Genomic DNA, 26570 nt, shown 5'->3' on the forward strand with positions numbered 1-26570 from the left:
TACATACACTTCGTTTAGCCCTTGAGGCCCCTTACAGGAATACGGAAAAATAGCCTTGCTTTCCTTGCTGAGTGCCCATAAATAGCAGTCGTTCATTACCAAGCCAGCGGGGGGCGTAATCGGCCGATGGAATCAGGCCGGGTAACATATTGATCTGGCGCACTTTGCCAGTTGACAAATCCCGAACCCATAGACTATAGACAGTAGCCGACGGACTGGTTCGCGTACTTAGAAAAGCTAGCCGTTTACCATCGGGCGAAAACGACGGCGTTGTATCGACCCAGCCGGGTTGCGCGTCAAAAAATTTCACCTCGCCACCCCCATCGGGAGAGTACAAGGAAATAACACCCCGCCACTGTTGGCTATTTCCCCCGCTCCGACCGCGTGAAACGGCGATAAACTGACCATCCGGCGACCAGTCTATGTTGGTTTGCCGAATATAGGTTGATGCACTGATGGGCAACGCAGGTGTCAATGGAATTGCTGCACCACCCGATGCCGCTAGTTTCCAAAGGCGGGATTCTTCATTGGAAACGGTGGAAAACGCCAGCCACTTACCATCCGGCGACCAGTCTATTCCCTGTATCCAGGCGGCATCCGGCACAGGCAAGGTTCGCGTTTGTTCGGATGCAATATCGTAGATAATAAGTCCATTTTCTGCTCTGGAAGGATAGGCAAGCTGTCCGCCATCTCGCGAAAATGACGCTTTCGCTCCCTGCTGGGTTACCAGCTTTGTTGAAACAGGCTGTTCGTTCTGTAAGTTAACTACATACAGCGGATTAATGTACTGTCCTGCACCCTGCTCAATTGATAACGAGTACGTAGCCTTCTTACCATCCGCTGTCACATCCCCTCCCATAACAGTTGTTGAACTTCCAAATCCGGGATAGTAAAGCGACTGCGATAGGAATCCGTTTGTGACCATAACCACATTGGAGTTCACCGGAGGGGCACTTTTGTTGTTCGATATAATCCGGGCAACCAGTTGCTCACCAGCCGAAGCTACTGGAATACGAATTGATTTTTGGTCAGCGCTTAGGGTCTGATACGTGCGAAACGGCCCTAACTCGCCGGAGGCAATCTGTACGTCATAGGTTTCAGCTTCGACATCCGCAATATCGGGGCAGGGTGCCGTAATGCAAATGATACGAACTTCCTGCCAACTGAGTGTATAGTCAGTGCCACTTACAGCAATCTGCAGGTTAACTGGTCTTACCCGTTTAGTTGGATCAACCGCAACGTCCTCATTCTCCCTACAGGAGCTCAGACACGCAAATACAATCGACCAGAGCAGTAAACGCTTCATCATAAGACCAGTAGTTTTACGTTTTAAAGACCCCAGTCAGTGCTAAAAGGTTGGGATACTACTTATCTAATAATCAATAACTAACTTGTTGATCTTCAGCCATCGCCCTGCCAGTGGAAACGTCAGGGCAGAATCACATCGTTTACTCGGCCCGTCGGTGTCACCTTCAGATCCTGTATTTTTCCATCTACGATTTTGCCTTCCACCGTCGTATTATAAGGTGCGTGCAGTTTGAAGGTTGCGTTCCAGGTTTTGGGCCAGGCAGGTAGCAGTCGAATCGTTCGGCCATCGGTTTGCATCAGCATTTCCTGTAGGCCAATCATGCCCGAACCACCCCAGTTATGGTCGGGTGTCCAGTCGAAGCCGGGCCCCCAGAACGTCGGAAACCGATGTGAGCCATTTTTGAATTTGAGGGTTGTTAACCGGGCTGCTTCGTCGGTAAGGCCAAGCCGGGCCGCAAAAATATTATGTTGTCGCCAGCCGACATGGCTCCGGTATTTCACCACCAGCGTATCGTATGTCCAGGTATTAACAGCTACATCCAGACCGGGTTTGCCGATCCCATACAGCCCCCACGGAAACACCGGATACAATTGGGGGGCTTCCGAATTCTGGATTCGGGCCCAGGCCTGCGCGGGAGCCAGCGTTTTATGGCCGTTGTACTCACCAAACGGCAGGGGTGGAATCCGTTTGCGCATGGTTGCCCATTTCTCCCGGATTTTTGGGTTCAGATACCGTTCGGGCAGTTCCAGCATCCGGTCCAGAATAACTGTCAAGGCGGAAATCACAGTGGTCGAATTGTAGGTCATCTTGTAGGTTTCGGCCGCCGAACTGGGGTAGAAAATATACTGCCCCTGCCCATCGAAGGATTTACTGCCCCGCTGTTTGGCCAAAAACTGATAATGTTCGTCATAAAACGTCAGGCAGCTTTCAATCAAGGGGATGTATTCACTAATGTCGCGACCTTCGTATCGTTCTGTATCCAGCATCATCAGGCAGAATTCAAATACGGTTTCCCATTCGTATTCGAGCCAGGCATTGTACTCCACACCGGGATCATAACCTTCAGGACGTTTTAGCCCATATTCCATGATGTTAGGGAGGCCAAAATTTTCGATCTGCTCCGTAAAACAGGCTCCATCATGCCCCCAGTAGACCCTACTCCGCAACTCGGCATTCCGCAGCGAACGCAGATAAAAGTCGAACTGGGGTTTGAGCATATCAAAATCACCACTTTTGACGAATGGGAAATACACCAGCCGCTGGTTCTGTGCGGTCATGGTACCCCCACCCCAGAGCCGGAAATCGGGAGAGAAAGCATATTTTGTATCGGCAAACTCCGGGTCGAAGGTGAACAGGCCCCCGTTGAACTTCGTCGGCCATTTGCCGTAGGCATTACAGCCCAATTGATAGCGGAATAGCTGATAGTTTCGGGAAATGGCTGCTACGGCGGTGTCTTTACTGTCAATGGCGATGTAGCTACGGTTCCAGAATTGCCCCCACCAGGCCACACTTTTCTGCCGAGCCGTTTTGCGGTTCTGTACTGCCTGCTGAACGATAGTCGCCAATTCGGCTTTCCAGGCATCAAGCGTGGGCGATTGTGACCCGTTGAGAAAAATCTCGATCGGCTGCGAACGGATCGGTTTCTGACTGGCTATCGACCATGCCTTGTATCGGGTGCTAACATATAGACCGGAATCGGTTCCAACGGGTTTCATACCAGCGCCCCGCATCATGCCCCCGAACGTATTGTTTATGAGTGGGTTGAACAGACTATCTTTTACAGAAGCCATCCCTTCCATCCGCACGGTATAGTCAAAAACCGATTCGACGTCGCTGCGATTACGGTGGTAAAACAGAATATCATTGCCCTGAAAATCAATCACATCTTTTCGGGTAATCACATCAAATTTCGGGGGTACTTTGTACGAATTTGCCCGGTACTCCGTACCCTGTACCCAATGATCGACATACCGCCAGGATTCATAAGAAGCCGTCACGCTAATGGGTTTGGCACTCTGCACATCCACATGCACTACGGGCCTGAAGACATCGACCCAGAGCGATACCTGTGTATTCGCTCCACTAATGGTTACGCCCCCTTCGCCCAGGTGTAACTCCTGCCGGAAATCGGACCCCTGAAATGGATTAGACGAAAGTTTCAGCCGAACCCGGCCCAGCTTAAGCATGGCGTTGTTCTCATCGAACGTACCACTCTGGGCCAGGTAAAAAAGCACATCGCCTTTTTCGACCCATACGTTCAGACCAATATCGCCCCCACCGCAAGGCATCGATTCCGACGAGTTTCGGCTCTGACTAGTCCAGACAACATTATAGGCCTTGATCGACGGGGACTGGGCAAAACCCGAGTGAACCAGTAGGCATATAATCAGAAAGCACAAGTGGGTATACTTCATAAGAATAGAACGCCGATTTTATGATTGGTATGATCAATTAGGATTTCAAAAGATCATACCAATCATAGCGATCCTAAAAATCCGTGTTCTATCCCGATTAGTAAATTCACAATAACGGCTTTCTTTTGTCGAAATCCGACTTTGTCTTTTCCAACAACTCATGTTCGACGTCATTAAAAGTCTCCGACTAAGCTTATTACACATGGGATTCATACAGCTTGACTCGCGCTGGCAATACGACCATGTGATCAGCCCATTTTCGCGGTTATACCTGATTACCAACGGCGAAGGCTGGGTTTGGCATAACGGGCAAAAGTTCATATTAAAACCCGGTTATCTTTACCTAATACCCAGTTTTACCTATAGCCGCTACCACTGCGATCAGTTTCTGGAGCAATATTATATCAGTTTTTTCGACGAAATGCCTGAGGGGCTGTCTATTTACGACCTTACCTCTACACTATATGAAGTAAAAGCAGAGCCTGTCGATTATAGCCTGATGGAACGCCTTCTGGCCCAAAATCCCGGTCGGACAATCCAGCAGCCTAATCCGAAAGAATATGATAACCGACCTGAAGTACTTAGTTTTAACCAGCCCAAACCGAGCCAGTCGCTGAGTCAGTTTGTCGAAACGAATGGTATATTATTGCAACTTTTTTCCCGCTTTCTGGGGGCTGAGAACAATGATGACCGACAACGAGCGAAAGGTATACATCAACTGGCGTCGGTACTACAATACATCGACAGTCATTTACACGATAAGCTCACGGTTGAACAACTAGCGACCAAAGTCCATCTTAATGTCGACTATTTTTCACGACTATTTTTAACTATTGTAGGCATTCGTCCGACGGATTACATCATCAATAAGCGCCTGGAACGAGCCCAGCTCCTGATGACAACGTCATCAATGGCGTTAAAAGCGGTAGCCGAATCTGTTGGTATTCCCAGCATTTATTACTTCTCCCGGCTCTTCAAACGCCGATTCGGTATACCACCCGGACAGTACCGCGAAACGGCCTGGACGATGTAACTATTTTTCAGCTTGGCCTACCTGATTACGAGCCTAATACTCGAATATACGGCTGGTCTGTTGAGTCGATGTTAACCTTACGCGGTATTTATGGTTAATTAAGCATTGAAACTATCAACTCAACAGCGATGAAAACACTTGTTACGACAGCAACACTGCTTGTTGCCTTTACACTGACCGTTCAGGCTCAGAGTAGATCCGATTCGACGGGCAGGGATAAACCCATTTTATCGGAGGAGACCCGACAGAACATCAACCAGAAAAGTAACCAGGCGGCCGAAAAATTTGAGGAAACACTCGACCAATCGATTTCGTATCAGCAACGCAATCAGCTTAGCTGGTTTCAACCGGGCAACTTGTTTTTGGGCGGTAGCCTCGGAATGGGTGCAGCCAATGGGCAGGCATATTTGGCGTTGAATACACGAGTCGGCTATTTCTTTCAGCCTGGCTTTGCAGCTGGTCTACGCTTCGACACCGATCGATTAGTAGGTAATAAATACAACTCCCGTCAAATCGGCGCTTTTGCCCGATACTATCCATTTAGGACCCGCATAAGCAGTTTTCTGGGTGCCAGCCTGAACAGTGGTCGGGAATTTTCGGACAACCTGCCTCCTGAAGCAAAGGCCAAGTATACCAGCGTAGGGCTGGAAGTTGGGGTGATGGCCTGGATTCTGCATCGCCTGGGCGCTGAACTCTCCTACGAAAGCAATTTTTATAACAAACTCGATCCAACCGTCAGTCGAGGTAAGGGTAATCGAATCAAACTAGGTGTAAATTATTATTTCGGCCAGATAAGCAATCGAGGTGTGAAGCTGACCCGATAACTCAGGTAGGCTAATGAAGGGAAGCACCTATTGCACCATTGGCACACAAAAACAAGATTTTTTAGTCATCCGTGTTTACGATCCTATTAATTAGCTAACGGCCACTGAGATTAACTTTCTCGATCATTTAAACAATACACAACAACGTTATGAAAAGGAACATACTAACCGTAGCAGCGATTTTGGCTGCTGTCGTGGGCTTATCATCCTGCGCTGCCACAGAGCGCTGGGTTTACGGCAATTCAAGTAATAGTCGGCAGGACATTGCGCCCCAACGCACAACGAGTACAATGCGCGATCGACAGTCGGATCGTGATCGCGACGAAACGATATTTAGCAGCCGTCGTAATCGCGATGATCGTCGTTCATCCGACGACGATTACAACGATCAGTATACGGGTACGTATCGCAACCCATACCGCTCTGGTAACGATCGTTACGACCGATCGGATCGGCGGTCAGATAATCGCAGCTACATGAACTCCTACCGCGATTATGATGATCGGGATTATGACGACCGCGATTATAACCGTCGGGATTACAATAGCCGGGATTCGTATACTGACCGATCCTATAATCGGCGGGATGGTTCGTATGCTCGGCAATCGGACGATCGTCGATACGACGACCGGGACAGGGACTCCTACAATGGCCGTTCTGACTATGATCGTAACCGGAATGACTCCTACAATAATCGCTCGGATAACTACCGGGATCAGCGCGATAACGGGAATACTTATAACGACCGTCGATACGATGACCGCAATTCGTCGGATAACCGGATGCGTTATAATGATCGGGACAATGATAACGACCGATCCAATACTGACGACCGTGATCGCCAGTACAATGACCGCCGACGCGATAACGGCAATCGGGATTCGTATTCAATGAACGACAATCGTCGGAATATGGATCGAAATAACAACGATGACCGGAATGATAATCAGCAGATGAATTCGTCGCCCAATCGGCAACGCTCCGATGATATGGATAACCGGGGAAACTCCGACAACCGAGGCAATGATTCGGATATGAACCGCTCAAACAATATGAGTGGGGGACGCTCATCTGATTTCATGCGTGACCGGCCTATGAACCGCGATCAGCGCGACCTGATGGACCGTATAGCGGAGCAGATGGATAAGCTTGATCAGAAAATTGATGAGGCAAAGACCGATGTGAAAAATGAAAGCCGCCGGGAACGCAATAAGCGAGAAGAGCGTGTACGCGATCTGGAAGATAAACGGAGTCGGTTGTCGTATGCCTACTATAAAGTGCAGCGGTCGAGCGACGATGAATTCGACAAGCTAAAAAAAGAGACCAACAAGCTCGTCGATGATGTAACGGACGCACTTAGTGACAAAAAGTAATCTCGAATTCGATTCCATCAAAAAGGGGCAGCTCATTGTAAGCTACCCCTTTTTGATATAGAGACTGTTAACCTATTGACTGGCCGGGGCTTTTGTCATTCTTATACACTTTCTATCGGTAAATCCGTTAAAATTTAACCCCCAGGTTAACGCCCAGTATCCGCCGTTGGCTATTGCCGCTGCTCAACACATCAGCAAAACCATGATGGTATACAAAGCTTAACATGATTGGTCCCGCATCGAAGCCAAGGTTCACCAGCCCGTTGATAGTAGCCGCCTGAAAATCAGCGTTGCCGAGGTTGAAATCATTTTTGTCGGTACTCAGTGGTGTAGCATATTCAGCCCCAATTGCCAGCCGAACGGCCGACACTCCCCGATCCGACTGCGCCAGTTTAACACCAATGTAGGCAGGAACATGCAGATAACGCTGATCAATATTGGCCGTAATATCACTCACACTGCCAACCTGCCCATCACCGGCCCGATAAAACTCAGAGCTTGATGTCAGGTATTCGGCACCAATCTGCCCGTATACACGACCACCACCCCGCACAAAAAAGCCTAACTGATACCCTAGTCGCCCAGTCAGTTTTTTGTTGTTCACGCTTTCACCTTCAAAACGGGTCGAGTTGGCCCCGCCGTAAATACCAAACGTAAAATGCTTGTATTTCTCCCGACGCTCCTGACGTTCGGTTGCTTCCTGATTGCGCATGCCATCTTCAAACCCCTCGTCATATGCCTTGCTCAAATCCTCCTCACTGAACCGTCGATTGTCGTCATAGCGATCCTCATATCGGTTTTCATACCGGGGATATTCCTCATTACGGCGATTGTAGTCTCTACGCTCATCAATCACCCGTTCGCGTTCTCGATCACTTTGCCGATCATACCGACGTTGGTCCCGCATACGATCCGAACGGTCATTATACCGATCATCGTACGAGTTGTACTGCTGCCCCAAAGCAAGGGTCGCACTACAGAGACTCGCCAAAATAAAACCTGTTTTTGAAAAAGTATTCATAAAAAATAGCGTTGAGTATACCATTTACAACCCCCAGTTAAAGGGAATGTTTGACAGATAGATCTGAAAACGGCCGTCCACTTGTATCAGGATACGTGCGTAAGCTACTTTACCAGAGTTGCGGACCATTTAAGCAGATTACCAGATTTGTATATTATATTTTTGTTATATACCATACAACTATATTAGTCTGTCTATTATTTTTACACCCGATACCCCTGCCAGTTTACAACATACCCATGAACTATTTAGGGATTCAATAGGTAACTGATCCTTATACGGCTCCCTATTGAATCCCTTTCCTTTTTTTAGTCAGACCAGCCAGTTGGCTACAGATTATCAACTATATTCAACTAGGTAGCCCAGATACCTTAACCCTGGGCGAGTCGAACGCGTTAAACTAGCCGGATAAGTAGCCTTAAAAAAAAGTTAACAGCCGTTCGCTGGTCAAAATAGTTAAACACACACGGACTACCATATCGCTTCACCACCAGGCGTATATCTCATGGAGCAGCCCATTAAACCCCATCGGGCCGAGCGGGGACAAAAAACAACACGCATCGGCATCGCTGTCAGCATTGTTTTGCTGGTGATCAAAGGAACGGCCGGATGGCTGGGTCATTCCTATGCCCTCATTGCCGATGCCATCGAATCAGGAACCGATGTGATCACGTCCACCTTTGTCTGGTTTGGGCTACGGGTTGCCGCCCGTAAACCCGACGAAAATCACCCCTATGGGCACGGGAAAGCGGAACCACTGGCCGCTATTGTGGTGTCGATGGCCCTGCTGGGCGCGGCTATTTTTATTGCTTTCGAAAGTATTCATAACATCCAGGTGCCGCACGAGGTCCCGGCTCCGTTTACGCTGGTGGTTCTGGCGGGGGTCGTTATTGTGAAAGAAGTGCTGTTCCGGCGCATCGTTCAGGTGGGCACCGAAACCGAAAGCAGTGCGGTAAAAGCCGATGCCTGGCACCACCGCAGCGACGCCATTACGTCGTTGACCGCTTTTGTGGGCATCAGCATTGCCCTGATTGGTGGACCAGGCTATGAAAGTGCCGACGATTGGGCGGCTCTGCTGGCCTCAGGATTTATTGTTTTTAACGCCTACCACATTTTCCGACCGTCGTTTGGCGAAATCATGGATGAATCCCCGGCTGGCGACTGGAAAGCTGAAATCGAAGCTATCGCGCTAACGGTTCCGAATGTGAAACGGGTCGAAAAATGTATTGTCCGGAAAACGGGGTTTGAGTATTTCGTGGATATGCACGTACAGGTTCCAGCCCATCTGACCGTGAAGCAGGGTCACGACATTGCTCATGCCGTGAAGCGGACTATTATGGCCGAAAAACCCGCTGTATATGACGTATTGATTCACATCGAACCCCATTAGCAGGCTTTTATGAACATGTTTGCCTGGCAAGCCCATAATAGCCTGCATACATTACCTGTACGGTTCAATCGAGTAGCTGTATCCGGTTCAGCCCACCTTCAACGACTCTCAGCTTACAGATGGCTTCATTGAGTAATAACTTGATCGTGTCGTAGTCGGGGTTGATGGCTTCGGTAATCAGTTGAACAATTGTTTGGTGAAGTTGCAGTACTTCGGGTCGTACTTCATCGCGGGCGATGGCGGCAATCTGCTCCAGTTCGGCATTCCGCTGCTCCAACAGGTTTTTCACGGTGCTGAGTGCCTTGTTAGAACGGCGGAGTTCCATCAGATTGACCACCTGCTTACCCAATGCTTTCAGCGCGTTAAGTTGGGATTCATTGAGTTGCTTTGGAGCATTATCGATCACGCACAACGATCCCAGCGGAAAGCCTTCATTATTTACCAGAGGAACTCCGGCATAGAAAACCACATGCGGATCACCCGTTACCAGCGGATTGTCGGAGAATCGTTCATCCTGCCGCGAATCCGGTACGATAAACACTTCGGACGGGTTCAGAATACTATGCGCGCAAAAGGAAAAGGCACGAGGAGTTTCGCGCGTGTCGAGTCCATGATTCGATTTAAACCACTGCCGTTCATCATCGACAAGGCTAATCAGAGCAATGGGTGTTTGGCAGATTTCAGACGCTAATGTCGTTATGGCATCATAGTCGGCTTCTGGCAATGTATCAAGAATGTCATAACTTTTTAACGCGTCGATCCGACTCAGTTCATCAGTGGGTAAGAGGGCACTTTGCATTCGTTCGTTGATTAGGTTCGTTTGGAAAGCAAAGCTAAAACCAACGCAGCTTTTTAGACACAAAATCAGCCATTCAAGCATCCTTTATTTACTACACGCAACAATTGCATCCTTTTTGGATACCAAAACAGAACAATAAGATACATAATCAACCTCCGGCTTTATTCCTGGCATGTTGAAAGAAGCATTTTACTCGTTCGGAGCATACGCATGGACGGCTTCCAGCAGGCGTTTCTGAATGGAACGACGCAGCCGGTCGGGCTCAAGCACGACCATCGCTTCGCCAAAGCCCAGAATTTCCTTTTCCAGCTCGAAATTGTGCTGCACATATAGCCGAATGATAATTCCCTCGCCGGTTCGTTCCAGTACTTCCTGTGAGTGATGAAGCGGCTTGGTTTCTACATATGGGGCATGCCGATGCGTAACAAACAACTTCACCCTGATTGGCCGCATATTATCGCTGACCGACACCCCGATCACATCCCGGTAATACAGTTCAGGGTCAATATGACTCACGACATAATCGACCTCTGGGGCGGGTGTTATGGCATGCATACGGTCGAGCGCGAGGTTCATGATTTGTCCTTTTCCATCCCGTACACCCACCGCAAACCAGCGGTTTTTGAACTCTTTCAGCCACCATACATGGAAGATAAACGTTTGAGGCAGCCGTGCCGAAAACGACTGATAGTCAAGACAAACCACTTGCTTCTGAATGACGGCCTGATACAGTACATCCAGAAAATGAAGCCCTTTCAGCCCCTCGTTTTTTTCGAAATCAATAACCGGAACAGACTTCTGGGCTGTCGAATACACGTAATCTTCCAGTTTCTGCACCACGTCGTTCAGGGCCGTAAAGTGCGAAAACCCTTTAAACTGTTTCAGCACCTCGACGGCCTCATTCATCCGAAGCAAATCGCCATCCGACAACGGAATATTGGTAATGCTGTATGCTGGATCGTCGTAGGTGTAGTATTTTTTATCGACGACCACAATGGGGGCAAAATAGCCTAGCTTATCGCTCCGCATCAGCTGCAAATCGGCCTGAATGGTTCGTCGGCTGATGCCTTTGTCGATGCCTTCGTACTCGTAGAGCGCTTCCGATACTTTTTCGATCAGGGCTTCCAGCGTCCATTTCCGCTGCCGATTGCGCAGGCAGGCATCCAGTGTTTTGTACCGAATCAGGGCATTCCGATTAACAGGCATGGTGATTAGTGTTGGTTGTTGGCTATTTTTTGAGAAAAATGAAAAAAATCTCTCAACTGCGCAAAAAGACTGCGCAGTTGCCCCGAATCTTTGCAACGATGGAAACATCAATACCCAAACCAGATGCGGGTTTCTGTATAGCCCCATAGTATCGCAGCCACTGGCTGATACCGATATGCTGTTGGTTATGGATGCGTTCTGTCTCTATGTGTTGGAGGTTCGAGTCCTCCCTTTGTTTTGGCAAAGTAGCTTAAGGGTAGAGCAATAGGAAATGCAGGTTCGAATCCTGCTATCAACTCTAAAGGTTGATCCATTGGTTGGGAAGACGGCCACTTCTAAAAAGGTCTCCAGGATCCATAATCAGCAAGGAGCTATCGGGTTGCTCGATCGGTTCGCCGGGTGAGTGACAGTTTAGCCAGGGCCAGCAGGCCGATACCGCGTTTGTCGGTGTACAGTGCTTTGCCGGATGCAAACGGGTCGATTTGTTAACGGATACCGTGTTACGGCACTCTCCTGAAAACACCTCGCCCCTACTCGTTCGTCGAACCTCTGTACCAACGCACTCGCCAACCGGCTTCCGCACAGGCTAAATCGATAGCTCCAGACTGATTATTCATTCATAACCATTTACAAACACCAAAAAACAATGAAAACTGTACGCATCCAGGCCTGGCAAATCGGGCTTGTGTTCAAACAGGGCGGGTATCAAAAACTGATTTCGGAAGGCACGTACTGGGCCTGGCCGAACGAGACCGTCTATGTCTACAACCGGGGAGAGCGGTTACAGAATCCCCCCTGCGATCTGGACGTGCTCTTACAGTATCCCGAGGTAGCGGCCTCACTTGATGTGATCGACGTGAACGATCATGAAATTGCCCTGCAATACGAAAAAGGGCTTTTTCAATCTATCCTGACCAAAGGCCGCTGGGCGTACTGGAAAGGTATCAAGCAGTACGACTACCTCAAAGCCGATTTAAGTCAACTCGATATTCCGACAACGATCGACCTCAAATCGCTGATGCCAGCGCCTTTGTCGGCCTATGTCCGTACATTCACGGTAGAAGCACACGAGCAAGGCGTTTTGTTTATAGACTGGACATTCGAACGAGTGCTCAAGCCGGGGGTTTATTACTGGTGGAAAAATAACACGCCCCTTCATGTACTGAAAGTGGATACGCGCCAGCAGCAAATGGAAGTGTCGGGTCAGGAGATTCTGACCAAAGACAAAGCCTCTCTACGGCTGAGTTTTTTCGTTCAGTTTCAGGTGCAGGATGTTATAAAAGCGCTGGTCGGCAACAAGGACTACGACAAGCAGTTGTATGTGGCTATTCAGTTGGCTCTGCGTGAGTACATTGGTGGCCTGACACTCGACGAACTGCTGGATAAAAAAGGGGAACTGGCACCGTTTGTGCTCGCAGCCACGGCAGGCAAAGCCGCTGATCTGGGTGTTGAGTTGCGAAACGGTGGGGTACGTGATATTATCCTGCCGGGCGATATGCGCGACATCATGAACCAAGTCCTGATGGCCGAAAAGAAAGCCCAGGCCAACAGCATCATGCGCCGGGAAGAAACCGCTTCAACGCGCAGTCTGTTGAACACGGCCAAGTTGATGGAAGACAACGAAATGCTCTGGAAATTGAAAGAGATGGAGTACGTCGAGAAAATTGCGGATAAGATCAGTTCGATTTCCGTATCGAACGACAGCTCGATGGTCGATCAATTGAAACAACTTTTCGTACGGCCAACGTAACGCGGGTGGAAACCCGCGATTTATAACTACTTAAAACAGCGCGGGTTTCCACCCGCGTTACACAATGGAAACACCAATATCAATCGATAATATTTTAACACTTGGGCCCATTCCCGAATCGTTGCATACCCCCTTTCTGCGGGTAGCCAATGGGCTGGTTCAGCGGGCCGGGTACCCAACCGAAAAGGTGATGGGATTACTGGCGCAAATGCTTCAGAATCCTAAAAAATTCGCTTACTCGAAAAACAAGGTGACGAATCTGGCAAAGGCCATCTATGACCTCAACAAACAGGGCATTGCCATTCCGTTGAGCGAAGCCGGGGCTGCGTATCTGCCTCCCGAACCCGCACCATTCACGCTGAATACGAGCGGAAACCAGACCGAGCAAACCTTCGACCTGCGTTCCGGCCCGTTACCCTATGCCATATTTGGTCGGGAGAATATTGAAGAAGGTGCCCTGAAACAAATGGAAACGGCTGCCAGTCTGCCGATTTCGGTAGCGGGTGCGCTCATGCCCGATGCGCACCAGGGGTATGGCCTGCCCATTGGTGGTGTGCTGGCAACGGATGCCAATACCGTAATTCCGTTTGCTGTTGGGGTCGATATTGCCTGCCGAATGTGCCTGTCCATCTTTGATTTACCGCCCGCTTTTTTGAAACGGGAACCGCATCTATTGAAAAAATCGCTGGTGGAACAAACTAAGTTTGGCATCGGTGGCGAAACGCGGGCGAAGTTCGATGAGTCGGTGATGGATCTGCCCGAATGGACAGCGACCAAAGTAATCCGCGACCTGAAAGACAAAGCCTACCGACAGCTCGGAAGCTCAGGAACGGGTAACCACTTCGTCGAATGGGGAATCGTAGAGGTTTACGAATCAGCCGACCCGTCGAAAACGACTGGCCTGAATCTACCTTCGGGTGAGTACCTGGCGCTGTTGTCGCACTCGGGTTCGCGTGGGTTTGGGGGTAACGTGGCAAACTATTACTCCAAACTCGCCATGCTGAAAACGAAACTACCCAAACAGGCAGCGCATCTGGCCTGGCTCGACCTGAATACCGAAGAAGGGCAGGAATATTGGATTGCGATGAACCTTGCGGGAGAATATGCGTCGGCCAACCACCACGAGATTCATAACAAGCTGGCCAAAGCCCTCGGCGAAAAACCGCTGGTGATGATCGAAAACCACCACAACTTTGCCTGGAAAGAGCAAATGCCCGATGGCCGCGAGGTGATTGTGCACCGAAAGGGGGCCACCCCCGCCGGACCGGATGTACTGGGAATCATACCTGGCTCGATGACCCAACCCGGTTTTGTGGTACGGGGGCGCGGTGATACCGACTCACTCAACTCGGCCTCGCACGGAGCCGGACGGTTGATGTCGCGGACGCAGGCGTTCAACAACATCACCAATTCGCAGTTGAAGAAAGCCCTGGAAGCGGCCGATGTGCAGTTGATCGGTGGCGACCTCGACGAAGCCCCAATGGTCTACAAAAACATCGAAACCGTCATCGACGCCCAGCGCGACCTGGTCTCTGTTCTGGCAAAGTTCACCCCGAAAATCGTCCGCATGGCCGACGCCAACCGTAAAGAAGGCCGCGAAGATTGATGAATATAGTTTCCCTTCCCGAAAGCGCGAAACTTTCGGGAAGGCTTTGTAAATCACATCTATGCCAACAAATAAGCCGGGCAACATGAGCGATAGCAACGAACGAGAAATTCCTTATGAGCGGATGTTGTTTTTTAGCGATGCCATCGTGTCTATTGCTATTTTACTATCCGCACCATATAAAAAATAGCCAACAAAGATTCATAAGTACGATACCTACCAATCCATGACAACAGACATATTTACGCTAACGATTCATATGGTGTCGAGCCTGGATGGTAGGATTGCCAAAAAGGACAATAGTGTTTCCTGGTTCGAAACTGCTGACCACTACGAAAAAGGCATTGAACTGACCGAGCAGGCTACCACCGAATTTCTGAAAACCATCGATTGCTATGTGATGGGTGCCCGCACCTATGAGCACGCACTGGAACTGTCGAAATTGTACGGCTGGCCGTATGGCGATGTGCCTACATTCGTCGTAACCAGTCGGGACCTGCCCATTGAGCGACCCAACATCGAACGCTACTCGGGCGATTTGAGCGTGCTGGTGAATGAACGGCTGAAACCAGCTTACAAAATGGTTTGGGTAGTCGGCGGGGCGGAGCTTGCCAACCAGTTCATCCGGTTGAAACTGGCCGACGAAATCCGTTTATCCATCCTACCCATTATTCTGGGCGACGGTGTTTTGTTCTTTGAGCAGTTCGGTCCAGAACAGGCATTGCATTTACGTGATGTGCGAGCCTATAAAAGCGGTATGGTTGAGCTCATCTACGAACTCAAAAAGTAAATGGCTACTTGCGCAACGGTGGTAGGGCTACTTACGGTTTTTAGCACCCCTCCCCCATTCAGCAAGCAGCCTGATCTACTTACTGCCGACGGCGCTCCCGCATGGCGCTGCGCATCTCGTCCCGCAGTGCTTCGTATTGCTTATACTGGTCTTTGGTCAGCACTTCCTTCATCTCTTTGTCTTTACTTTTCATCATGGCTTTGGCTTCGCGCATGGTCTTGAGGTTACGTCCACCCGTCTCCATCAGCGACTGAGCCTGTTTGGCATATTTCAGATTAATATCGGCTACCGATATTTCCTGTTCGGGCGATAGCGTCAATACGTCTTTCATGCGGGCCGTTTGGCGTGTGGCGCGTTCTTCAGGGATTCCGATGGGTCGTTGCTGGGCATATGACACCAACGAAAAGAGAACGAGTGAAAATACAAATACAGAACTTAACAGGTTGTTTTTCATACGAATTACTAGATTGGTTGTTTTATCTATTAGCAGACAATACAAACCTACTTAACCATGAAATCAACCGCTGAGAAACGAAGGCGAAGGCGACAGATTAACGCGTCAACCGTCCGCAAGACCTGCCGAAGGATTTTTCCTCTTTTACACACCTAGTGTTGATGCACGGCTATCTGATCCGCTTATGCATACGGTTACGTAAGTATAGGAATAAATCGTATGCCCATCCTTCATAGATTCGAATTTACCGTTTCGATAATCCTGCGAAAGCCGTAACCCGCTGCCGGACATTTTCCCGAATATTCATCCAGAACAGGTTGTAATCCAGCACATGCAGGTTTTTCATGTGCTTTAACCGATCATCGATCCCATCGGGCAAACTGACCCATAGAATAGCCGACTGGGGTTCAATACCCGCCCCAATGCTATGTGGCAACAATTCATTGAAACCCCGTAATGCCCCGGCATGCAGATCGCTGAAAGCCCATTGCGTAGCAGTTGTCCAGGCCAGTGGATTGATACAGAGCGAGTTTCCATTTTCCTCTTCTACAGGCCGGGGAATCTCCCCTTTTGCATACGACCGCCAGCCCACCACACAGCCCGTTGCCGTTGGCGAATCGCCCCAGGGCAATTGCTTAAAGGCTCGCTTCTCAATCTGGTAACCCACCACGTAGGCGCAGACCAGTTGCTGTTGCAGCGGCTTCCCATCAAAAAACTCCTGCAACAGCCGAATCGCGTGCAAACTCCCCTGGCTATGCGAGGCAATCACAATGGGCCGCCCATGGTTGTGGTGACCGAGGTAGTACAGAAACGCTTTTCTAATGTCGCCATACGCCAGATCGAAGGCAGCCTGTGCTTTGGGAGAATCCCGCACGAAAAACGCTTTCAGGCTGGCCTGTCGATACCGGGGGGCAAAAACGCGGCAGCTCCCATTAAACACCGATGCCTGATACAGAATAGGCCGTAAGTCGGTCGTACGGTTCAGCGCCGTATCGCGCAGGTCGGCATTCCAGGCCGAATTTCGTAGCTCAGCCAGCAGATTAGTCCGTTGCTGAGTCGGAGCAGATGCGTCGGCTTCCGAATGAATCCCCGTTCCGAACGTAGTTGGGTGAATAAAGAATACATCGGCCAGCGTATCGCGTTGTTCGGCTTTCAGAAAGGCGGGGATACTGTCGGCCACATCGTGCTTGTCAGGCGAAGCTGCCCAATAATAAAGGTTGCTGTAGTCCGGTACCGGGCCAGTAGTAGGCGCTGCGTTCCGGTCGAAATTCCGCTCCATCATCTGTTGCATCAGCCGGCCTCGCTGTGCCAGGGTAGTCTGCGCCATCAGTAAGGTAGCGACTATAAAAAGGCTGTTTTTCATGATGATTCTCCAAAATGCTAAAAGGCTTCCATCCATTTTTTGAATTGGCTTACCCGATCTTTACTGATGAGCACCTGAACACTGGATTCGGGTTGGAGCCGCAACTGGAGCCGTCCATTAAAGTATAATTCGGCCTCCCGAATGCTGTTGCGGGCTACAATAAATTGTCGATTGGCTCGAAAAAACTGCTGCGGATCAAGTTGGGTTTCCAGTTCTTCCAGATTCAGGTCGATGGCGTAGCTTACCGGTCGTTCCGACAGTCGGCGTTCGTTGGGCCGATCATACAGCGTTGCCGACACTACGCCACCCTCAATCGCGAAATAGGCCACATCGGCCACGTTTATGGGCAACAGCTTATCCCGAAACGCTAGCAAAAAACTCTGCCGATACGCTGGGGGCAAAAACGCCCGCCCACTCAATAAGGTCTGCATCTGCTGAATCAGATGGTGGGCAACCGGCTGGGCCAGGGATCGGTATTTTTGTAGACTCCCTTCAAGCGACTCACGATCAATGGGTTTCAGCAGATAATCGATGCTATTGTATCGAAACGCCCGTATGGCATATTCATCATAAGCGGTTGTAAAAATGATCGGGCAGGGCACCGTCACGGTTTCGAGCAATGAAAACGACAGTCCATCGGCCAGTTGAATATCCGAGAAGATCAGATCCGGTGTCGGCAGCGTTAGCCATTGGGTCCGCCCATCTTCTACGCTATCGATCACACCCGTTACGTGCAACTCCGGTTCGATTTCCCGGAGCAAGGCCATGATGTGGCTCGCTGCCGTTTGTTCATCTTCAATAATCAAGACACGCATGACAGTTCATTGATTTCGGTTTATCGGAGTTGGTTTAAGGACTGACCGGACGTTAGCGGAATAATTGGTAAATGCACGCTAAACTCGTTGTCGGTTCGGATAAGCTGAATCGATTTACCAGTCAGTAGCCGATACCGATTATCCAGATTCGACAAGCCACTCCCCATGCCATCGGTCGGCTCGGCTTTGGGCCGTCGTGCATTCCGAACAACAATCCATTCATGGGTTGGGTCAGTCGTCAGGTGAATGGTAAGGGGACGGGCGTTCGAAACAACGTTATGTTTGACCGCATTTTCGATCAGTAGTTGCAGCGACATAGGTGGTATCAGCCAGGGAGCCTGCGCTGGTAATGCATTTTCGATGCGCAGATTCGTGCCAAAGCGAATCGTCAGCAGATAGGAATAGGCAGAGGTAAACTGCATTTCGTCGGCAAAGGGGACCAACGTCTGCTGTTGTGTCTGCAACGAGTACCGTAATACCTGCGATAATTTTGCCAGATACTGCTGACTCTTAGGCTCTCCTTCCCGAATAAGCGAACTGAGGGCGTTGAGCGAATTGAACAGAAAATGAGGATTAAGCTGCGCCCGGAGCGTGTCGAGCTGCGCTTGCAGACTCTGCCGTTTTAGCTGCTCGTTCTCTGCCTGCATAGCCCGGTTCTCTTGCAGAACGGTCAGGAAATAACCGATTGGCAGGGCCGTTACCCAAACGAAAAAACTGCGAAAGTAGGATGTTATAACCACCAACATGGGCCGATCGGGATACCAGAGCACTAACAAGGCGACAAACGCACCCGTTAAAAAAACGTAGAGGATGAAGTTGATTCCGTACCACCCCACCAGACCAAACCGGTTTCGGTATAGCTTTCGGCCGAGCACGTATCGGTTGATTTCGATAAAGAAGAAGGCAAAGAGGACATGAAAAATCAGGCGACTTACAGCAAGCCCTGGTCCTACATCGGGGGCTCCTGGCAAAAAGGACAAACGCGCCCTGGCTGTTAATCGCAACAGCGGTAGGTTCACCAGCACCCCAATAATCAGCGACGCTACTGCGGCAATCTGACGCCACGACAAACGACTATTCATACCCCAAGATACGCAGGTACGGAGGCTTGGTTGGCAAAAAACAAATGAAACCCCCAAAGTCGAACGTTAGGCTGACAATTTGGTGGGCGAGAACACACCTATGCATTCATCACCCCAGTGTTTACGAACACGTCTATATGGGCTAGCTTCTCTATTTTTTTACGTGTCGGCTCTTCCTGCTAGAGCAATCCAATATGTTCAATTAATTCTAAAAACGTTTTTTTCTGGCTTTTGCTGATGGGCAATTGATGGTTGCCTATGGACACAACATTGTTCTGGATAAAATTGATTTTATAGAGGTTAACCATGTACGAACGGTGGATTCGCAAAAACTGATGCGAGGGGAGCACGTCCGCCATCTTTGAAAACGATTGGAGTACAATATGTTTAGCCGTATCGGTATAAATCCGTAAATACTCACCCAAGCCTTCTACAAACAGGACATCATCAAAATTGAGCCGCACAATTTTATAGTCGGATTTTACAAAGAAAAACGGAAGTGTAGGGGCTTTAGCAGCAGGTAAAACCTTTATATTAAGTCGATTCTGGGCTAAAACCTCCCTAATCTGTCGACTCAACTGAAGGGTAGGATTGTCGGGCGATACAAAACCAGCGGCCCCTACCATAAACGCATCGGCAGCCACAGCCCTATTGGCACTACAGACCAGAATAGGCGGACAAAAGTCAAGCTCCTGCCAAACCAGAAACGCCTGAATAGGCAACTGCTCAACCACTACAAACGCCAGATTATAGTCGTCTTCCTGCAGGCGTTTCTCAAACTGCCCTATCTCGCTGACCACCCGTATCGTATTGCTCGACGAGGCATTGTGCAGGTGTTGCTTTAGCCAACGACTGGCGTCGTAGGTCTCTTCATAGATCAGGCAATTGAGCGATTCTGTACTCTCGGAGGTCATGTACCGTTTACTGAAATTTTATGTCCGTTTGCTGAACGTTTCGATGCGTCTGCTGAATCGTCCGTAGGGTTTATGGCTTAGACGTCGTCTTTCTGGCAAATCCTACGGTCATCGGGCCGATAAAAACGAACTTTTTATGAAACTCAAAAAAAGCGTTGCCATTAGCGAAAATGGGTTTGTCTTCAACGCATCGCGAGGAGACTCCTTTTCGACAAACCCATCCGGAACCCAAATTCTGGACTGGCTCAGGCTGGGCAAAACAGATGGTGAGATGAAGGCCCTGTTACTGGCTCAGTATGAAATTGATGAAGCCACCTGCGAGTAAGACCTGTACGATTTCATTAAGATCTTGAAACAATATAACCTGTTAGACGTATGAACAAGCTACCCGTAACCATCGCCGTCACAGGACTTAACAATTCTGACAATCCTGGCCCTGGCATTCCCGTTATTCGCAGCCTACGCGAGAGCCGCTATCTGGATGTTCGGATTGTGGGGCTTTCCTACGAAAATCTTGAACCGGGTATTTATTTGGACGATATGGTGGATATGGTGTATTCCATTCCGTACCCATCGCTCGGCCACGAAACCCTGCTGGCCCGTCTGACCTATATCCATGAGCAGGAAGGGCTGGATGTAATTATTCCAAACTTTGATGCCGAACTGTTCAGCTTTATCAAAATCAGTGACAGGTTAGTTAGTATGGGCATTCGCACGTTGTTGCCAACACAGGAACAGTTTGATGCCCGATTGAAAGGCAAACTGGCCGAATTTGGCGAGCAGTTCCATATAAATGTCCCTAAAAGCGTGACGGTTTTCCGGGCCGACGAGTTAGGACAGGCGCTTCAATTGTTTAGCTATCCAGTGGTCGTAAAGGGCAAGTTTTATGAAGCCTACATTGCCCACACCCCTGAGCAGGCCCAGAGCTACTTCTATAAACTGGCAGCCAAGTGGGGTACACCTATCATTCTTCAGCAATTCATTCGGGGGCAGGAGTTTAACATAACGGCATTGGGCGATGGTAAAGGCCGACTGATGGGAGCCGTTCCGATGCGAAAAACGTACATCACATCCAATGGCAAAGGCTGGGCTGGAGTTTCGATAGAAGATGAAAACCTGCTTGAGATGGCTCGCGAAGTGGTTTCTCAGATGCGCTGGGGCGGAGGCATGGAGCTTGAACTGATGAAGGAGGACAGCACCGGCGATGTGTATCTGATTGAGATAAATCCGCGTTTTCCGGCCTGGGTGTATCTGGCGGCTGCCTGTGGTCAAAACCATCCCGACATGCTGGTTCGGCTGGCATTGGGCGAAGATGTAGAGCCTTCAGATGAGTATGAGGTAGGAAAGATGTTTGTCCGCTATTCGTGGGATATGATTTGCGACATGAGCCGCTTTCAGGAGATTGCCACCACGGGTGAAATGGCAATACGGCCTTTAGAGTTGGTACAATAAACCCGCCACCTAACAGAGAATTTTCTAACATCATGGAAGTCTTACAAAAAATAAAATACGAACGTCCTGTTATTAAACAGCTTAATGCAGGCATAACCAACAAATTCGGGGCACAAACGGGCTTTATCCCCCATACACACATTGATGGTGTGGCGGTGAAAGACCTTATGGCTAAGTATGGTTCGCCGTTGTTTGTAATTTCGGAGCGAAGCCTTCGGCAAACCTATCAGGAAGCTTACAACGCGTTCGCCAATCGATACCCGAATGTGCAGTTTGCCTGGTCGTACAAGACCAATTATATGAATGCGGTATGCCGTGTATTCCATCAGGAAGGCTCTTGGGCCGAAGTGGTATCACGGTTCGAGTATGAGAAAGCGTTAGGCAATGGCGTACCTGGCGACAAAATCATTTTCAATGGGCCCGACAAAACCGCCGACGACCATCGGGTGGCAGTGCAGAATAACTCTCCCATTCATATTGACCATTTCGATGAGTTGTATGGACTGATGGAAGTAAGTGCCAAACTAGGCAAACGCCCTAAAGTAGCTATTCGGGTCAATATGGACACAGGCGTTCAGCCTATGTGGGACCGCTTTGGGTTCAATTACGAAAGTGGTCAGGCATGGGATGCGATTACCAAAATAATCCAGACCGACAAAATGGATCTGGTAGGTTTGCATTGCCATATCGGAACCTTTATGCTCTCGACCAATGCCTACGCGGTGGCGGCTTCGAAAATGGCCGACCTGGCCCTGAACGTGAAACGGCAATTTGGCATCGACATTCAATACCTTGATTTAGGCGGTGGGTTTGCCTCAAAAAATACGCTAAAGGGTGCTTATCTAAGCGGTACCGACATTACCCCATCGTTCCATGATTACGCCGAACAAATCTGTACGACCCTGATTAAAGCGGGTTTCCGGTCGGAGGAGTTACCCTTGCTAATTCTGGAGACTGGACGGGCGCTGGTGGACGATGCAGGGTATTTGCTGGGTACAGTGCTGGCTAACAAACGCTTGTCCGACGGTCGACGGGCCACCATTATGGATTTTGGTGTCAATCTGCTCTTCACCTCGTTCTGGTATGAACACGCCATTTCGCCTGCGCAGGATTGTAGCCAATATGCCGAAGATGCGGTGTTGTATGGCCCTCTCTGCATGAATATTGATGTGGTGCGTGAAAGTGTCAAGCTCCCTCCGCTCAACAAAGGTGACCAGGTGGTGGTGCATCGGGTGGGAGCCTATAACATGACCCAATGGATGCAGTTTATTTCGCTCCGGCCCAATATTGTTCTGATTGATATGGACGGGCAGCCGCACCTGATCCGCAAGCACGAAACGGTTGGCGATTTGACCCAGTTAGAATTGACTCCTACTCACCTTGAATCATTCGATTTATAGGTCACTACTAACCCTTTTTGTCACGAACCATTCATGCTCACACAAGCACCCCAGGGCATGAATACTCGGTTTTTAAATGCCCTCTTGAGGGCGAGGTTTCTTGTTTTATCATGAAAGATACCATCAAAACTATCGTTGACGGGGTTTTGAACAGCTACGCGCAATTGTTTTTTACCCAAGATAAAGTAACGGGCGTACTGGTGCTAGCAGCATCGCTAACGAACCCTCTTGTAGGTGTGTGGGGATTGATAGGGGCTGTATTGTGTATGCTATTGGGGCTACTGATGGGTACCGACCGGACACTGATTCGGCAGGGAATGGTTAGCTTCAATGGGGTTTTGGTTTCGTTAGGACTGGCTTCAACGTTGGCGATCAACGGGGCATTTATAGGCTTGTTCGGAGTGGCCTGCTTGCTGTCGGTATGGCTGTCGATCACATTTTTTCATCGGTTGGGCAAACACAATCTACCCTCGTTGAGTGCGGCATTTTTAGGAGGGTATTGGGTGGTCATGATTGCCGTAGCCGGATTCTCCAGTATACACACACAAGCCATTTCGGCCGAAACGCCTGCCCACTGGTACGATTCGCTGGTGCAGCAGTGGCCCTTGCCCGATGGGGTGCGCTATTACCTGCAATCGCTGGGCTGCATTTTGTTTCAGGGAAACGTAATCGCCGGAGGGTTGGTACTAATGGGGATTCTGTGGGCCTCTCGCATTAGTTTCACCTTATCTGTTCTGGGCTTCGGCATCGGTTATGGGCTTTTCAGCAGCCTCGGCGGTAACTCCATTCATATCAGCGACCACTTTATCGGGTTCAATTTCATCCTGACAGCTATTGCCCTGGGCGGGTTCTTCTATGTGCCCAACTGGCGTACCTACGGACTAGCGGCCCTGAGTATGCCGGTGGTTGTCTTGTTGGCGATGGCTGGCACCAATCTGTTTGGCAAAGTAGGCTTACCGATTGTGTCGCTGCCGTTTGTGCTGGTGGTTCCGATGGTTATTTACGTACTACGGATGGGCAATCGAATACCCGGCATGGTGGAGGTGATTTATCAGCACTATTCGCCCGAACTCAATCTGTACTCGTTCCGAAACCACCAGCAACGCTTCGGCAAGTCGACCTATGTCGAAATTGGGTTGCCATTTTTCGGAGAGTGGTCTGTTTATCAAGGCTATAACGGGCGGTTTACGCACAAGGACGCCTATCGTTTTGCCTGGGATTTTGTAATTCGGGATGCAGCCGATAAAACCTTTCGGACAACGGGCCTGACTCCCGACGATTACTACAGTTACAATATGCCGGTGGTGGCTCCAGCTTCGGGCTATGTGGTGGCTATTGTGGATGGCATTGAGGATAACCCTATTGGCAACATGAACATCAAGGAAAACTGGGGCAATGCCATTGTCATCAAACATGCCGATTACCTGTACTCGAAAATTGCTCACCTCAAAAAAGACAGTTTCACCGTTCGGCTGGGCGATTATGTTCGGAAGGGCGATGTGCTGGGAGCACTGGGTAATTCGGGGCGGTCGCCAGAGCCACACATTCATGTTCAGGTACAGGCTACCCCCGATGTCGGTGCGCCCACCATCCAATATCCAATCACGTATTACCTGCTCAAAAACCAGCAACAGATTAGCCTGAAAAGCTACGATGTGCCGCAGGAAAATGAAACCATTGCGAACATCCGAACCACCCCTCTTTTGCGCGATGCGTTTGGGTTTCTACCTGGTCAGACGCTTCGGTTCGACATCGAAGCCAGTGGTGAACATTGGATGGAGGAGTGGGTAGTAGGCACTACCAGTCTGAATCAGTCCTATCTGTATTGCGCGGTGACGGGTGCAACAGCCTATTTTGTCAACGACGGAACCATGTTTTACTTCTCGTTGTATGTGGGGCCTCGACATGGCTTGTTGTACTATTTTTATCTGGCAGCCTACAAGGTTATGCTTGGATTCTATCGGAGTACCACCATCGACGACGAAATACCGCTTCAGCAGGTGGACAAAGGCGCAGGACGTTTGATTCAGGATTTTCTGGCTCCTTTCATGGTTTACCGCCATTATCGGTATCAACTGGCTTATACGTATATGGACAACCACATCCGGCCTAAAACCTTGCGGATACACTCAACCATACACAAGGCCGTTTTAGGGCGCACACAACAGTTGTACAATTTTGAGTTGACTCTCGAGAATAAGATGCTTAGTCAACTAACCATTCAATACAGGGGTAAATTACTGACGGCTCGCCAGATTCAATCCGTTGCCGACTCAGCCGAAGCTACCTCCATTCCTATTTTAATCGAAGAATTGGTATGAAAAAAGCCGTCATCGTATTGGTTATGGCCCTTTTGCTGGGGTGGCAACCGGATGGTTTTACACAGCAGAAACCAGATTATCTTTCCATGGAGGCACAGGTTCAGGCGGCTTATGCAAAGCGCGACTGGCAGAGCGTACTGAAATTAACTCAATTGGCCGTTCTGAACCGAATAGACTATTTCGCATTGCGACAGCGGGCTGGTATTGCCAGTTTTTCGCGGGGCGATTTTACGCAAAGCATTGAGCATCTGACGGCAGCCCGGCGGTTCAATCACCACGATGCCACTACATTGACTTACCTGTACTACAGTCTGCTTCAGGATGGAAGAGCCGCCGAAGCCGTTGCTCAAGCCCATGAATACCCTACGGCTGTTAGTGACCAGTTAGGTATACGACCTTCTCAGTTCATCACCTCCCTGACGATTGAAAGCGGGATAAAACTAAGTTCGATACCCGACCAGGTAGGCAATGCCACGTATTGGACAGTAGGCTTCGGGCATCGGCTGAATCCGTTCATGCATCTGTATCAGACGGTTGGGTATCTGCGGCAGCTATATGGCAACGACCTCCTATTGAATCAGGTTCAGTATACCGCCCGTGCCGATTTGCGATTCTCACCCGACTGGCTGTTATCCCCTGCGTTTCAATGGTTTTCGGTAAAAGGAGCGGGTACGACCATCACCGACCTTCGCCAGAACGGAACCGTATTTCATCTGAATCTGACCCGAAGCGGAGCGGGCTGGAAACTGTTTCCGATATTAACCTACTCAACAATCAACAATGCCATGCAGGCGGCTACCCCATTCGAAAGCAGCGCAAACACACCTGCATCAGGTAGCTTTTCGGAACGTCAATGGCAACTGGGTGTAGGTGGAGAGTATGCCCTGCATCGGCTTCGGCTAGTAGGAAGCTATGAACTACAGGCCAAAACAGGTTCAAACGGGCCCTGGAATTCCATCTGGAACCTCAACGCTGGGTTTACGGCTTCGCCCGCCTTTCGCGTTCGGGCTGGCTATGGGTATTTCCATACCAACAATTTTCTGGAATCAACAACGGGGATTTTCAATAACGTACCCGACCCAACCCTCGACAAAACAACCCTTTTATTCAACTGGGGCCTTGGCAAACGCAGTTCGCTCTATCTGCTCGGTCAGTATGAGCGCAAAGAAGCACCGATGCTGAACCAGAATTACCGCTACCTGACGGTTTCAGGCGGCATAACGTTCCATTTCTAGTACACTAAAACCAATTCAT

General features: G+C 49.6%; 22 protein-coding genes. 12 read left to right on the plus strand and 10 right to left on the minus strand.

Annotation, left to right across the window (positions count from 1 at the left end; all coding sequences use genetic code 11):
- Positions 1–31: 31 nt before the first annotated feature.
- Both B5M13_RS21895 and B5M13_RS21900 read right to left on the minus strand, forming a co-directional pair.
- Positions 32–1309: a TolB family protein gene (locus B5M13_RS21895; protein ID WP_080057698.1), complete on the minus strand. Its 1278-nt coding sequence runs from the start codon at positions 1307–1309 to the stop codon at positions 32–34.
- A 119-nt stretch (positions 1310–1428) separates the two neighbouring features.
- Entirely contained in the window at positions 1429–3723 is a 2295-nt protein-coding gene (locus tag B5M13_RS21900) for a DUF5703 domain-containing protein (RefSeq protein ID WP_080057699.1), read from the minus strand.
- Positions 3724–3925: 202 nt separating this feature from the next.
- Here B5M13_RS21900 and B5M13_RS21905 point away from each other — a divergent pair, with 202 nt between their 5' ends.
- From B5M13_RS21905 to B5M13_RS21915, 3 genes are all read left to right on the plus strand, one after another.
- A complete protein-coding gene (locus tag B5M13_RS21905; RefSeq protein WP_245859435.1) occupies positions 3926–4756 on the plus strand; it encodes an AraC family transcriptional regulator in 831 nt (276 codons plus the stop codon).
- A 128-nt stretch (positions 4757–4884) separates the two neighbouring features.
- The gene (locus B5M13_RS21910) at positions 4885–5580 is read left to right on the plus strand and encodes a porin family protein (RefSeq protein ID WP_080057701.1); all 696 of its coding nucleotides are present in this window, start codon (positions 4885–4887) and stop codon (positions 5578–5580) included.
- A 149-nt stretch (positions 5581–5729) separates the two neighbouring features.
- Positions 5730–6953, plus strand: a complete 1224-nt coding sequence (locus tag B5M13_RS21915; protein WP_080057702.1) for a hypothetical protein — start codon at positions 5730–5732, stop codon at positions 6951–6953.
- A 127-nt stretch (positions 6954–7080) separates the two neighbouring features.
- On the opposite strand, the gene B5M13_RS21920 is transcribed toward B5M13_RS21915, so the two are convergent.
- Positions 7081–7974: a hypothetical protein gene (locus B5M13_RS21920; protein ID WP_080060032.1), complete on the minus strand. Its 894-nt coding sequence runs from the start codon at positions 7972–7974 to the stop codon at positions 7081–7083.
- Between the two features lie 505 nt (positions 7975–8479).
- Here B5M13_RS21920 and B5M13_RS21925 point away from each other — a divergent pair.
- Positions 8480–9364: a cation diffusion facilitator family transporter gene (locus tag B5M13_RS21925; protein WP_080057703.1), complete on the plus strand. Its 885-nt coding sequence runs from the start codon at positions 8480–8482 to the stop codon at positions 9362–9364.
- A 64-nt stretch (positions 9365–9428) separates the two neighbouring features.
- Here B5M13_RS21925 and B5M13_RS21930 read toward each other — a convergent pair whose 3' ends face one another.
- Both B5M13_RS21930 and B5M13_RS21935 read right to left on the minus strand, forming a co-directional pair.
- Positions 9429–10163, minus strand: a complete 735-nt coding sequence (locus B5M13_RS21930; RefSeq protein ID WP_080060033.1) for a GAF domain-containing protein — start codon at positions 10161–10163, stop codon at positions 9429–9431.
- Positions 10164–10352: 189 nt separating this feature from the next.
- Entirely contained in the window at positions 10353–11369 is a 1017-nt protein-coding gene (locus B5M13_RS21935) for a helix-turn-helix transcriptional regulator (protein WP_080057704.1), read from the minus strand.
- Positions 11370–12015: 646 nt separating this feature from the next.
- Here B5M13_RS21935 and B5M13_RS21945 point away from each other — a divergent pair.
- The 3 genes from B5M13_RS21945 to B5M13_RS21955 all read left to right on the plus strand — a co-directional run bounded on the left by B5M13_RS21945 (position 12016) and on the right by B5M13_RS21955 (position 15515).
- On the plus strand, positions 12016–13119 hold the full coding sequence (locus B5M13_RS21945) for a slipin family protein (RefSeq protein ID WP_080057706.1): 1104 nt from the start codon (positions 12016–12018) through the stop codon (positions 13117–13119).
- Positions 13120–13183: 64 nt separating this feature from the next.
- Complete coding sequence (locus B5M13_RS21950) at positions 13184–14725, plus strand: RtcB family protein (RefSeq protein ID WP_080057707.1); 1542 nt, start codon at positions 13184–13186, stop codon at positions 14723–14725.
- A 226-nt stretch (positions 14726–14951) separates the two neighbouring features.
- Positions 14952–15515 (plus strand): dihydrofolate reductase family protein, encoded by a 564-nt coding sequence (locus B5M13_RS21955; protein ID WP_245859437.1) that lies wholly within the window; start codon positions 14952–14954, stop codon positions 15513–15515.
- A 79-nt stretch (positions 15516–15594) separates the two neighbouring features.
- Here the strand turns inward: B5M13_RS21955 and B5M13_RS21960 are convergent, their stop codons facing one another.
- The 5 genes from B5M13_RS21960 to B5M13_RS21980 form a co-directional block, all read right to left on the minus strand.
- Complete coding sequence (locus B5M13_RS21960; protein WP_080057708.1) at positions 15595–15969, minus strand: hypothetical protein; 375 nt, start codon at positions 15967–15969, stop codon at positions 15595–15597.
- Between the two features lie 244 nt (positions 15970–16213).
- Positions 16214–17332 (minus strand): DUF3089 domain-containing protein, encoded by a 1119-nt coding sequence (locus tag B5M13_RS21965; protein ID WP_170061170.1) that lies wholly within the window; start codon positions 17330–17332, stop codon positions 16214–16216.
- Between the two features lie 17 nt (positions 17333–17349).
- On the minus strand, positions 17350–18147 hold the full coding sequence (locus B5M13_RS21970; protein WP_080057710.1) for a LytR/AlgR family response regulator transcription factor: 798 nt from the start codon (positions 18145–18147) through the stop codon (positions 17350–17352).
- A 20-nt stretch (positions 18148–18167) separates the two neighbouring features.
- Positions 18168–19229 carry a sensor histidine kinase gene (locus B5M13_RS21975; protein WP_080057711.1) on the minus strand — a complete coding sequence of 354 codons (1062 nt, stop codon included), beginning with the start codon at positions 19227–19229 and terminating at the stop codon, positions 18168–18170.
- Positions 19230–19408: 179 nt separating this feature from the next.
- Complete coding sequence (locus B5M13_RS21980; RefSeq protein WP_080057712.1) at positions 19409–20143, minus strand: LytR/AlgR family response regulator transcription factor; 735 nt, start codon at positions 20141–20143, stop codon at positions 19409–19411.
- Positions 20144–20279: 136 nt separating this feature from the next.
- Between B5M13_RS21980 and B5M13_RS21985 the strand changes: the two genes are divergently transcribed.
- The 5 genes from B5M13_RS21985 (at position 20280) to B5M13_RS22005 (ending at position 26551) form a co-directional block, all read left to right on the plus strand.
- Positions 20280–20468 (plus strand): PqqD family protein, encoded by a 189-nt coding sequence (locus B5M13_RS21985; protein ID WP_080057713.1) that lies wholly within the window; start codon positions 20280–20282, stop codon positions 20466–20468.
- A 50-nt stretch (positions 20469–20518) separates the two neighbouring features.
- Complete coding sequence (locus B5M13_RS21990; protein WP_080057714.1) at positions 20519–21595, plus strand: ATP-grasp domain-containing protein; 1077 nt, start codon at positions 20519–20521, stop codon at positions 21593–21595.
- A gap of 32 nt (positions 21596–21627) precedes the next feature.
- Entirely contained in the window at positions 21628–22995 is a 1368-nt protein-coding gene (locus B5M13_RS21995; protein ID WP_080057715.1) for a type III PLP-dependent enzyme domain-containing protein, read from the plus strand.
- A gap of 110 nt (positions 22996–23105) precedes the next feature.
- Positions 23106–25316, plus strand: a complete 2211-nt coding sequence (locus B5M13_RS22000; protein WP_080057716.1) for an urea transporter — start codon at positions 23106–23108, stop codon at positions 25314–25316.
- Positions 25313–26551: a hypothetical protein gene (locus B5M13_RS22005; RefSeq protein ID WP_080057717.1), complete on the plus strand. Its 1239-nt coding sequence runs from the start codon at positions 25313–25315 to the stop codon at positions 26549–26551. The genes B5M13_RS22000 and B5M13_RS22005 overlap by 4 nt, the downstream gene beginning before the upstream one ends.
- The last annotated feature ends 19 nt before the right edge of the window (positions 26552–26570 follow it).

Origin of the sequence: Spirosoma aerolatum, from assembly GCF_002056795.1 — a bacterium.
Classification (GTDB): domain Bacteria; phylum Bacteroidota; class Bacteroidia; order Cytophagales; family Spirosomataceae; genus Spirosoma; species Spirosoma aerolatum.